Raw genomic sequence first — 11871 nt, 5'->3', positions numbered from 1 at the left:
CGGTCACGGTCAAGTAGCCGCCCTGCCGTGTCTGTTGTGGCCGGCCCCTTGTCGGGACCGGCCACAATGCGAGTTTAGGTGTTTGGTATTTCGTGTATCAAGTGCCCAAAGTGAAACAGCAGTAGCGATCAGTTGGTTGATATCTTGTTTGTAGAATCGTGTAGATAGCCGCAGCGCATAAGTCCCGCGACGAGAATCACTTGGATTGCGAAGTGTATGGCCCGTGCATTCGAATGACGCCTGTTCAAATGTGAAGCGTGGTATGGTATGGATATTTTCCGTGAGGAAGCCAGTTATTGGGGTGTTTCAATCTATGTTTTTCTGATGGCACTCATTGCGTTTGTATATTGGATGGGAGAAATACTGCTAGTCGTGCTTTGGATTTCTTATGTCCAATGATTTTGATACGTTGACATGTGTTATCAATAGAGGTGTGAATACTGGCGGGGCGATGGATTTATCGGTAATAGTGCCTGTGTATCGAATCAGTGGAGGGCAACTGCGTAATTGTATCGATTCGATAAAGAAAGCAGTTAATAGCCCGCACTCGTTTGTAAAACACGGCGGGTATGAGATTATCGTTGTCTGTGATGAGCCACAGCAGGCAACTGGCTTGGTGCGCAATGAGATGTCACAAATTGCGCAAGACAACGTTCGACTAGTTTTCCAACCGCATGCTGGTGTATCTGCTGCGCGGAATCATGGTTTGCGGCTAGCTTGTGGCGAATGGATTGGTTTCGTCGATGCTGATGATTTGGTTACTGAAAATGCTTGGGATGTTTCCTCCCAACTTTTAGCGAAAAAGCCGGATGTCATTTTTTTCAACCATTTCCGGAAGTACAATTCACTTGAGAAAATTCAGTATTGGAAGCAGGACACCTTTACCGCAAAGAGCACAAACAGTTTCTTGCGAGATGTGTTATCGCCGGGGACTGATCAGGGCACTGTGTGGGGGAAGTTGTTCCGGCGTATGTTTCTTTCTGAAAATCAATTGACATTTTCGGAGGAGCTTGCGATAGGTGAGGACCAGTATTTTATGGTCCAAACTGTTTTGAGGGCGAAGAGTCTGGCCTCTTCGAAATCATTTGGGTATATATATTCTTGCAACAGTGCCTCGACTGTAAGGGCCTTTCGATTGGATATGCGCGAAAGGATTGACAAGGCAACGCATTATATCTTCGAAGAGCTGAGGGATGAGGGGTTGCTTGATTCGCGTGATGGCATTGTCAGGAAAGCATTCGAAAACTATTTGTTAGACAGAATATTGGCTTTAACGATAAATTACTATTTCCATCCTGATGCACCGATAGAGATTCGTAATAAAAAGGCTTATTTTGCTTTTCTATCATCAGTGCCGTACGGCGACGCATTGCAAGCGCTTTCGCTGAAGAGCCTATTCCACGGAGATGGGTGTGCTCTTCCTGTTGCAAAAAGGCTCACGTTGTTGTGTGCTAGATATCACTTGTACCAACTAGTTAAAATTGCGGCAGAGATAAGACATAGAGAATTGGCTTCCATTGTTTCTTGATTTTTCTTGTGAAGAAATAGGCACTGAAAGGATAATCTGGTGAACAAATTTGCTAAATTGGCAAGCAGGGCAAAAAATGACATTGCGTATTCTATCCCGCATTCTGGAGAGAGCAATGCCATCGTGCCACATGATAATAACCGGCCAGTGTTGCTTGACACGGCAATTGGTTCCCAGAATGCTGGTGATCAAATTATCATGGGCTTTGTGAACGAGCATCTCAGCAAGTTTATGAACACTGAGAATGCAATTCGGATACCCACTCATGTGATGAACCCTGATGTTTATACGTCAGATATTCTCAATCGAGCGAAGATATTGTGCGGCACAAATGCATTATTCTCTGATTTTGATCTCCATCCATCAATCTCGCTGCCGGCATCCCCGCAGTGGTATTCTCATCAGGTTGTATTGATGGCCGTAGGAATGAGATCCACGAAGAGGGCGCCTCGTTTTGATTTTCTAACAGCGAAAATTATACGGAATCTTTTGTCTCCTGATTATCTTCATTCCGTTCGCGATGAACATACTCGTACTGAATTGGCGCGGATTGGTATTGAAAATGTTGTTAATACTGCCTGTGTTACGATGTGGAATCTTACTGAAAAGTTTTGTGAAGATATCCCTGTTTCGAAAGCAGAAAATGTCTTGACAACAATTACAGATTATGACTTTGATCCAGTGAACGATGAATATATGCTGCAAACTCTGGGAAATAACTATCGTCATGTGTATCTTTGGCTTCAAGGCAGCGGAGACAAGGAAAAACTACAAGAAATCAACTTGCCTTCTAATGTCCAATTAATTGGAAACGGACTGGATGGCTTGCGGACAGTCATCGCCGAAGAACCGGATTTGGAATACTTCGGGACAAGACTGCATTGCGGAATCTATTGTTTGAATCACCATCTTCGTTCGATGATTGTTTCGATTGATAACCGCGCAGATGATATCGCTTCTGACACTAATCTTCCGATAGTGAAGAGAACAGAAATACGCGACGCCATGGACACATTGATAAATCGTGACAGGCGTACACAGATTCGTATTCCTGAAGAAAATATTCATACATGGATTAGCCAATTCTAGTGAATAGTAGAAGAATGCAGAAATACATTAATCTCATCACTAATGTTGGGATTTTCGCATTGAGTAACATAGCATTAAAGTTAATGACTTTCTTGCTAGTTCCTTTGTACACCTATTATCTGAGTACAACGGAATATGGCCTGACGGACATGTTGAATACCGTCCTCAATATTGCCATGCCGTTGTTGACTGTTTCTATTTCAGACGGGGTGTTGCGTTACTGCATAGAGTCAGATGGGGAAAGACATTCGCAGGTTGAATATGTTTCTGCGGGCTTCATTGTTAATGCAGTGAGCTGTATTCTTGCTGCGACGGTTATGCCATTTTTGGATATGCCGGTTTTCGGCGGCTTGGGCATGTATAAGCAGTGGTATATGTTGTGCTACGTTTTGCTGACATTTAACACATATCACTCGAACGTGGCACGTGGGTTGAACCAGATGAAGCTAATTGCTGTCTCTTCAATCCTTACTTCTGCAGTAAATATTGTTGTTGCAATCATCTTATTTGCTGTAGCGCATTGCGGGATATATGCTTTCTTCATTTCAACTGCCGCTGGGTATCTTGCGGGTATCGTACTGTATGTGATGTGCGGCAGGCATTTGTCGTATTTATCCTTCCGACAAGTTAAACGCGCTACATATCTAGATTTGCTCACATATTCTCTTCCGCTTGTGCCGAATACCTTATTCTGGTGGGCTGCCCAGAGTATCAACAGATTCTTTATTACTGGAGTATTGGGAATTGCGGCGTCAGGTCTCTTCGCTGCAGCAAGTAAATTGTCGAGCTTCTTGAATCTAGTTTCGAGCATATTCCAGCAGGCATGGAATATTTCGGCCTTTCAAGAGCGAGAAGGCGAGGATCGGGATCACTTTTTTAATAGCGTTTTTCCGATATATTTGCTGTTGCTCATTTGTTGCTGTGGAGTTCTCGTCCCCCTTACACCGCTGGTGTCTTCAATTGTCCTTCAGAAGCAATTTTATATGTCGTGGCGTCTCACACCAGTGCTGATTATTGCTTTCTTATTTAGCTCCTTGAACGCATTTTGGGGGTCGATATACACAGCTTGCCTAAAAACTAAGCAATTGTTTGTTACTACCATGTGGGGGGCAATTGCATGTGTTCTCTTGAATTGGTGGTTCATTCCTATACTTGGTTTGCAAGGTGCTTGTCTCGCAACAGCAATTAGCAATGCAATAGTATGGTTGGCTCGAGTGATTGATTCCCGCCGGATCATGAAGATACGTGTTCATTGGTTGCAGATAATATCAGAGATTACGTTGCTGGCGCTCTCGTCTGCTGCATTGATAACACTTGAGCGATATTCTGTTGGTGTTTCGTTAGTATTTGGCCTATTGGCTATAGGAGTTCAGGCGTTCTCTGCGCGAAATTCAATACACTCCTTAATAACGAATATTCCGATACTCCATAGGGGTGAGAAAGATGTTTAAGAAATTTCTGATTCATACGAAAGTGTTCGGTTTGCGATATGCGGTGCTTGAAGCACTTGCGCTCATTGATTTGAAATTGTGTAATCAAATGCACGTTCGACCAAACAAGAGGCTTCGTTCTCTAAGAGAGACTTTTGTGCATGATTGGCTTAGTTCATTTCTTGCACCGCTTATCGAAAGCTACCAGAAGCGTCCCGCGCGAGAATCGACAGTGTCTCCAGCGCAGTCCTGTTATGTATGGGTTTGTTGGTTGCAAGGTCTCGCTTCCGCGCCAGATAGAATCAAACGCCTCGTTGACAGAATAAGTAAAATGTCGGGTGGCCGGACCGTTGTCATTTTGGATGAGGCCGCAATTCGCGATTATTGCGACTTGCCAGATATTATCTGGGAGAAGTATGCGAATGGGGTGATTACACAACAGCAGTTTACGGATATAGTGAGATGCGCTTTGCTGGCATCTCGTGGAGGCCTTTGGGCTGATTCGACGCTGCTCGTGACATCCCCGATTCCTGACTGTGTGTTCTCTAATGACACATGGTGTATCAAAGGATTGAACTCCGAATCGGAGGGATCTGGTTTTGTTCCGTATTTCTCTGAGTGGCAATCGTATTTCGTCGCATCTCAGCCATCTTCAGTCACATATCAATTCTTGTATGAATCCTTGGTGTATTACTGGAGAAAGATGGACACAAATATAGACTACTTCCTCCTCTTTTATCTGTCAAAAATAGCTCGCGAAATGATTCCTGCGGCATCGGAGGAATACGCAAAGATTCCGGAGAACAATGTCAATTGTGAGATGCTGGCTCCTCGGTTTTATGATTCAACTCCTGTGGCAGAGGAGGATGTCAGGTCATTCTTTGAAAATTCGGGCACGTATGTCTATAAATTGTCCTGGAGAGCGAAATACGCAGTTGGGGGACGAGGCCCTTCATACTACGACCGAGTAAGGGAGCTATATCTCTAACAACGTTGTGGTTGGTATTGCAGAAACACTGGCGGGCAGGCGGAGTGCTATGTCTAAATCGGCTAAAACGAGCGATGCGAAGGAGATGTTCTCGACTATTTAGCTTTTGCCGGGCAAAGTCGCTCACATTCGCGAGTTTTGACAGTCATGGATTGTTCTCTTTGGGATGTCCCGGATGCTGGGTATTCTATTTGTTTCAGTTGCCCATAGCGGTGTAAACATCCGATAGCGGCAGACGGCGAGTTCCTCTTTATTCGAGGATCCCCCAACGAGGTGTAGATAGACGGATGCCATGGAGAATGCTACAGGGATGGGTAACCATTTTGGAATGTGGGAATGATATGGTATCGATAATATGAACAGCTCCGTTTACAGAGTGGAGGAATGCGTTGGCTGAAATCACATTGCAACGGAGGAATGCATTGTCTGATAGCAGACAATCGGCAGGGTGCACTGGTTTCGATCGTTCTCTGGACATTGTTATTTTGTGCTTGTACTGCTCCTATCAGTTCTTTTCAAAAGGCAACATGAAGGAGACCGGTGACATAGTATCGATTTTGGTGATGCTACTCATTCTCTTCAAAATCTGCCTAATCGTGTATGAAAACACGTCGAGTCATATATTGAACGAATTTAATGCACGTGCAGTGATTCCGATATTGGTATTATGCGCATTATACTTTTTGGGTCAAAATCGTTACGACTTGTTTGTGTCATATGGTTTATGCATTGCAATTTGCGATTTGTCGGCGCAGACGATATCTGATTATGTTGGATTGATCTTTGCGATTTTTTATGGGAGCCATCTTGCCCTGTATCAGTTGGGATACATTCAAGAATTCACCGCTGATATGCCTAGGCTTACCGATCAAGGTATGACGTATCGACTGGCACTGGGATTTGATCAACCGAATTTCAACACTTGCTTTATCTTGCCCATCCTATCGGCTGCGGTAGTGAGTCGTAAGAGATGGAAACGTTATGCCTTTCTTTTTGTCGCCTTGGGATATACGCTGTGGACATATCGCTATACCAATTCTCGTACTGGGCTAATTGCGGTTCTTTGTGGCGTTTTTCTCTGGGCGATATCTGAATTCATTGGGAAGTATGTAAAGCGTTTTTGGCCAATTATTGTGTGGGTGATAATCGCAAGCATATCTGCTACATACTTTGTTTCAAATAAATACTATGGCAATGGGGAAGTTAATTTCTTGTTGTCTCAAAGGCCCGCAATTATGAAGAACATCCAGGGAAACGGTTTGGGACTGTTCTTTAACAGTAATCTCAAGGCCGCATATTTTACAGGTGCCAGTATTGACAATTTTTACTTCATGCTGATGTATGGCTATGGTTTGCTAGTCGCAATACCTGTATTCTGCCTTTTGGTTAATCTCTCCAAAGTGGCGGAGCTACATGGTAACCGTCAGTTACCAATAGTCATCATGATATATTTAATTTATGGTTTGACCGAGAATCACGTGTTGGATTTTGGTTTTAGCTACTTGGGGCTGTTTTTGTTCATGCCATTCGTAAGACAATCTTCATTTGATGAACAGATTGAAGTATCGAGCTACTCAGTAGAGTCTAGGGGAGTGTGATCTGACACGATATGAAACGAAGAGAAGATATCATAAATTTAAGGGCGGCTGCCATCCTCTTGGTCATGATGGGACATAGCATCATCATTTATTCGCATGCATGGCCTCTCCAGGGCTATTATCTGAATGGCGCAGCGGAATCTCATTTCTTTGATCAGATGAAGTCTGTGATTAATCTACTGCAGATGCCGCTTTTCTTCTCTCTTTCGGGCTTTTGTTTGCTTTTCAGCCTCAAGTCTTCCAACGCATTCGGAAAATTTATGGCTTCAAAAACACGTCGTATACTTATCCCCTTTTTTGCTGTAGGTTTGCTTTATCTATTGCCACTTAGGTTGGCTCTGGGGTACCCTGGATGGGAGGGGGAGTCGCTAATTCGAATTGTTGTATTCGATATTGTATTGGGAGTTGATAACGGACACCTTTGGTTTTTGCCAACGTTGTTCATTATCTTTTTGATAACCGAGATTCTGTATTGTATTCTTCGGCATTTTGGAGTGAGCAGTGGTTATTTTGTCCTTGCTCTGGTTGCAATATCCTTAGTGCTGAAGGCGATTTCTGGTTTCGTTGTAGTGCCTTACATCACGGATGTGATGACGTATGATATTTGGTTTGTGCTTGGGGTAGCGATTCATTATGTTCAGCAAATACGAGAAGATGTATTAGCGAGATTTACGAACCGTATTTCTCTCTATTTGATTTGTATTCTATCCGCGGCGGTGGTGCTTGCTCTGCTTCTTATCGCTACGCGAGATTTCAAAGCATTGATTTCGATGATATTCGTTACATTGTGTTATGCTCTCGTCCCCAGGCGTACCACGAAGGCGATCAACGCGATTAGTAGAAACAGCATGGGAATGTACTTGTTCCATTCCCCACTTTGTTATATTTCGTTTGCACTTTTCCCATCGGTATCGCCTTACGTCATGCTGTTGGTGAATTTCGTTGGTTTTGGAATGGTGGCATTCGCACTCACCGAGGTGGTTCGGCGTCTCCACCTCGGAGTTCTAATCGGAGAATAAAAGGAATGACTACAGTGTGATTTTCTGTCGTCCAGAGAGCATAACTGCTGAAGTGGGGTAAAAACATCCGGCGGCATACAATCTGCGTACCTTGGGAAGGGAAATCCGAGCCTTGGCGCACCCGTTCATCGGTATAGTGAACAGCCGGACGGTATCTCTGCTATCGTCCAGTTGCGTCTGCCTCCACACTGCCGCATGAAGCTTCACACCTCCTGCCGGGTTCCGCCACGACGCTGGCGACAGGTATGCGTACAAGGCCGCGCACACCATCATCTGTACAACCAAACTAGGACAGGAGACCCCCGTCGGCCTATTGATGGCTGATGGGCAGCCTGGCGCATGATGAACGATTGGGTTGTCACCCCTCCAACGTGACGAAAGCCCAATCTTGGCGCCATGCATTTTGAAGACCGCCATCTACGATGTGTTCTGTCTTGATATCTCGCGTGCCTTGCCAATCATTAATTAATCCGATTCCTGATACTGTGTTGAGGCCATATCGCCCACGGGTTATTTGGCTCTGTATATACGACCTCTCGTCGATGCATATTCAATGCTTCCACCCAACAAAATAACACAATCGGAACAAGATGCTGCTCGGGTGATACGTGCTGAATGCTACCGCATCGGAATAGTCCGAGGTGTTCGGGGGCCGGGCGCTTGTTATGCATTGAAATGTGTTCTAGTGAAACTGAACCTCTACGATTTTGCTTATACGATACATTCATTTTTCGCCAATAAATTTCGCGGTAAATGAGTAACATCACTTCATTGCAATAACCGGCACAGACAATGCCGATTCCTGTACGGCATCCGACGACTGCCGAGAGATAAAAGTGAGTGACATTGGATAACCATGCGCTTCCGGCCGCACATTTCATCAGTCCAGAATCCGAAGTACTCTATTTCCTGCCTACATGATTCTTGTATGTGCAGCACCCAAATGTATGTGTAACCCTGCAAAGAAAACTGTAGAAGGAATCGTGCTCTCTTTCCATTATCCCATGTATGGCATTCGTCGTATAGCGATACCGCTTGGAACCCATATTGATCTTATCAAAGATATCCACGGACGTGAAGTATTTCGCAACCGATGAGACCCGATCAGGTATTTTATGAATCGTATTTGTCGCAGCAGACGTTCCGCCGAGTTCGTACGCCTTGGCATACGTCATCAGGCAAGCATATGTCGTATACGGTAAATATTCTCCGTCGCACACCTAAATATGCATAGTTACTGTAACGCATGAACGGAGGAATACCGGAAAGGGGGCCCCATGTCCCCAAGCGGATGAGCCTCGATCATGCCCATCGCTTGCGATAACGGCCGGTTAAGTTCAACACAGGAGAGAGCGGTGCTTGCAAAGATTAAGATTGCAAAAACATGTTATATTGTTGTCGGTAACTGCCTACGCGCAGTATATTGGGAACAACGATTCCGACATAACCCTCATTATCTGTCCTGACGCAATATTTGGTGTCCGCCACGCTAAAATCACCCCGGATAAAGGCAACACTCATTATTTATAATAAAAAATCAATAATCAATCATTAGTGATCTTAACATGCAATATCGAAACATGAATTATCTAAATGAGTGTTCCGTAAGGGTGATAGATTGCAATTCATGAATTACCGATATATTCAATATTTACATATATAACATATATTAAAAGCTGCTTTCGTATTTCTTTCCGATGAATTTCGCTGCCAAAAAAGCAGATCCCTTTTTTGCCCAATTCACCGGTTCGGTGCTGATAACAGGCAATTCGCGATATGAATATCCGTTAGTTTTCAACCAAACATCTAATAGCATTTCACTGATTCGACCTGGATATCGGGCATTGAACGAATCATATATAGACGGATCAATACGATGCTGAAGCTCAAAAAGAATCGGGAATAGCCAGCTACAATATTCATCAAGCTTGTCCTTTCGCATAATCATCATGTTGAACATATGAGCTGTAGTGCCAGACATAACATCATCAAAAGCTTCAATATACTCTTTCGTATTTGATGCAATGATCTCTCTCGTCTCATCCAATTGCTCAGCAGGAAAGGTATGAGCGTAATGGCTGCGAACTGTCTCGATTACATAGTTACGCCTACGCGGTAGGATTATGTTGGTATTGGTAAACAGCTTGGCAACTTCCTTCTCGTTTACGATTTTCTCGAAGCGGTCATGTCGTGTTACGCGGACAGCCACATTCGCAGTCTCGAAATGACGTCGATAGTGAACAAGCCCTTTATACTTAGTATCATCATTCTTCCAAATCCAATACAATGCAGTAAGCTCTGAATAGTAATTATTGAGAAATGAGATATTTTCTCCAGAGTTATCCGCGACAAATCGCTTTCCCAAATTAATTTCAGGATGAAGAGCCTTACCGACATGTACGGGTAAATACATATCGTCCATCGGCATACGGTAACTCTTGTGCGCAGCAACAGCTATTCGGATTTGCTGCATTGATTCATGAGTATCAACTGACACGATGTTCTCTTTTCTATTGAGTTTAAGATTGCCCCATATATTTATATATCCTGTTAAAACACGGCAAAAGAACACCGCTATCACAGCTACGTTACGCTAGTACTATGTATAGACGAATCCCTCTACAGTGACTTTTCAGTATATAGTATTATACGCGTACCTAGCTACGCCACCGTAGACATTTATACTTTTCTCTAAATATCGCCTTACTCATCTCCATAACAAATCCCTAACAGATGATCAATAATCTGCTCATAGTGCAGATATCTTGCGAATGCAGATAAACTGAGATAGGCGTGCTCATATCGTGAAATCTTCGAAGCAACGGAATCCACAGGGCAAGATCCAAGGTATAGACGAGTCAGCAACTCTGTCTGTTCATCATCGTCAGGGGGAATCACCGACCAAGTTTGCAAAATGCACCGAAAACATAATGCCGCAAGATGGTGTCTCTTGGGTCGGGTGTATGAAGGAGGCGCCTTTATACATTGCCGTGGCGTTGTCATCGCCGCCCGGGCATGGGTTCGGACGGCCACAAGCTCGGCCTCTGCGGGAGTGTGCACGTCGGGTGCGAACCGGGTGCGGGACGTGTGCTCCGGGCTTCATAGGCGCCGGCCTGTGGGTCATCCTCCGTCCGCTTCCATCAGAGCCGCGCCGGCCGGCCGCCGTAGCCCACCCGTGGGCGGGGACGCGACCACGGACGAGGTGCGCCGCTTGATCCCCAGATCCTCGCGTTCCTGCGCGGTATTCGTGCAGATCCTCAACCGGTGGGCCTCGGGGTCCGTCATGCACGCGAAGTGCCCGCTACGCGCCTCCGCCCGCCCGATGATGCCCTCGGGGCTGTAACATCCCTCACGCAGCTTCGGGCACATGCACCGTCAACGCTGTATTTTGTCAAGTTGATTTGTACGGTGTCGTCACTTTTTCTGGACAGTTTCGTCGTTCATTCTGGACGGTTTGGGCTGTCCGGTTTCCTATTGGTGTTGTTTGGTTATTTCATCAGTGAGTGGGTGTTCCTGTAGGATTCGCCGTGGAACCTGACGATGCGCCCGTGGTGGACGATGCGGTCGATGACCGCGGCGGCCATGTCGCCGTCGCCGAACACGTCGCCCCACCTGCTGAATTCCAGGTTCGAGGTGAACACCACGCTTCTGGTCTCGTAGCTGTCGGCTATGACCTGGAACAGGAGTCGGGCGCCCTCGATGTCGATGGGCAGGTAGCCCAGTTCGTCGATGATCAGCAGTTCGGCCTTGCCGATCGTCTTGAGTTCGGTGTCGAGGCGGTTGTCGTGTTTGGCTTTGCGCAGGCGCATGACTAGGGACGAGGCCGTGAAGAACCCGGCCGGTATCATGTGTTTGCAGGCCGATCCTCCCGATCGCGATGGCCAGGTGTGTCTTACCGCATCCGACGTCGCCGTAGAGCACGAGGTCCTCGGCCCTGTCCACGAACTGGAGGCTGGCGGGCTGTTCGCGGCCCCAGTCGGCGGGGAACGAGGCCATGCCCCGGTCGTATCCGTCAAGTGTCTTGGATTGGAGGAATCCGGGCTGCGCCGGGCGGGCGCGGCGCGTATCCGCGAATACGCGCGAAGGCATGGGCTCAAGGGCACGGCGATCACCGACGCGGTCGCCGACGCCATCGGCGAGCAGACCGTCACCGTGCCCGGCACGCGGGCGGCGGAATCCCCTCATCCCCCAACTCGCCTGCGATATCAGAAGGCTGCGC

7 protein-coding genes and 1 pseudogene are annotated in these 11871 nt (G+C 46.1%); 6 read left to right on the top strand and 2 right to left on the bottom strand.

From position 1 onward, the window contains the following. Positions 1 to 388 precede the first annotated feature (388 nt). From WD012_RS08390 to WD012_RS08370, 6 genes are all read left to right on the top strand, one after another. Positions 389 to 1528, top strand: coding sequence for a glycosyltransferase family A protein (locus WD012_RS08390; RefSeq protein ID WP_339563296.1), 1140 nt, complete (start codon positions 389 to 391; stop codon positions 1526 to 1528). A gap of 39 nt (positions 1529 to 1567) precedes the next feature. Then, positions 1568 to 2617: a polysaccharide pyruvyl transferase family protein gene (locus tag WD012_RS08385; protein WP_339563295.1), complete on the top strand. Its 1050-nt coding sequence runs from the start codon at positions 1568 to 1570 to the stop codon at positions 2615 to 2617. A gap of 14 nt (positions 2618 to 2631) precedes the next feature. After that, a complete protein-coding gene (locus WD012_RS08380; protein WP_339563294.1) occupies positions 2632 to 4068 on the top strand; it encodes a lipopolysaccharide biosynthesis protein in 1437 nt (478 codons plus the stop codon). After that, on the top strand, positions 4061 to 5035 hold the full coding sequence (locus WD012_RS08520; RefSeq protein ID WP_422614394.1) for a capsular polysaccharide synthesis protein: 975 nt from the start codon (positions 4061 to 4063) through the stop codon (positions 5033 to 5035). Before WD012_RS08380 ends, WD012_RS08520 begins: the two co-directional genes overlap by 8 nt. A gap of 389 nt (positions 5036 to 5424) precedes the next feature. Continuing rightward, positions 5425 to 6633 (top strand): hypothetical protein, encoded by a 1209-nt coding sequence (locus WD012_RS08375; RefSeq protein ID WP_339563293.1) that lies wholly within the window; start codon positions 5425 to 5427, stop codon positions 6631 to 6633. Positions 6634 to 6644: 11 nt separating this feature from the next. After that, positions 6645 to 7652, top strand: coding sequence for an acyltransferase family protein (locus tag WD012_RS08370; protein ID WP_339563292.1), 1008 nt, complete (start codon positions 6645 to 6647; stop codon positions 7650 to 7652). Positions 7653 to 9321: 1669 nt separating this feature from the next. On the opposite strand, the gene WD012_RS08365 is transcribed toward WD012_RS08370, so the two are convergent. Both WD012_RS08365 and istB read right to left on the bottom strand, forming a co-directional pair. Next, on the bottom strand, positions 9322 to 10149 hold the full coding sequence (locus tag WD012_RS08365; protein ID WP_339563291.1) for a DUF4422 domain-containing protein: 828 nt from the start codon (positions 10147 to 10149) through the stop codon (positions 9322 to 9324). Positions 10150 to 11140: 991 nt separating this feature from the next. Further along, positions 11141 to 11696: pseudogene (gene istB, locus WD012_RS08360) on the bottom strand (IS21-like element helper ATPase IstB); the annotation flags it as partial. Positions 11697 to 11871: the final 175 nt, after the last annotated feature.

It is taken from the genome of Bifidobacterium thermophilum (assembly GCF_037482445.1).
In the GTDB taxonomy this organism is placed as follows: Bacteria; Actinomycetota; Actinomycetes; order Actinomycetales; family Bifidobacteriaceae; genus Bifidobacterium; species Bifidobacterium thermophilum_B.
Note: the sequence above shows the minus strand (reverse complement) of the source record. Positions and strands in the feature narration are given on the sequence as shown.

Bases quoted from the DNA above. Each gene is read 5' to 3' on its own strand.
- WD012_RS08520 (WP_422614394.1), top strand. From the start codon at position 4,061: ATGTTTAAGAAATTTCTGATTCATACGAAAGTGTTCGGTTTGCGATAT.
- WD012_RS08370 (WP_339563292.1), top strand. From the start codon at position 6,645: ATGAAACGAAGAGAAGATATCATAAATTTAAGGGCGGCTGCCATCCTC.
- WD012_RS08390 (WP_339563296.1), top strand. From the start codon at position 389: ATGTCCAATGATTTTGATACGTTGACATGTGTTATCAATAGAGGTGTG.
- WD012_RS08380 (WP_339563294.1), top strand. From the start codon at position 2,632: ATGCAGAAATACATTAATCTCATCACTAATGTTGGGATTTTCGCATTG.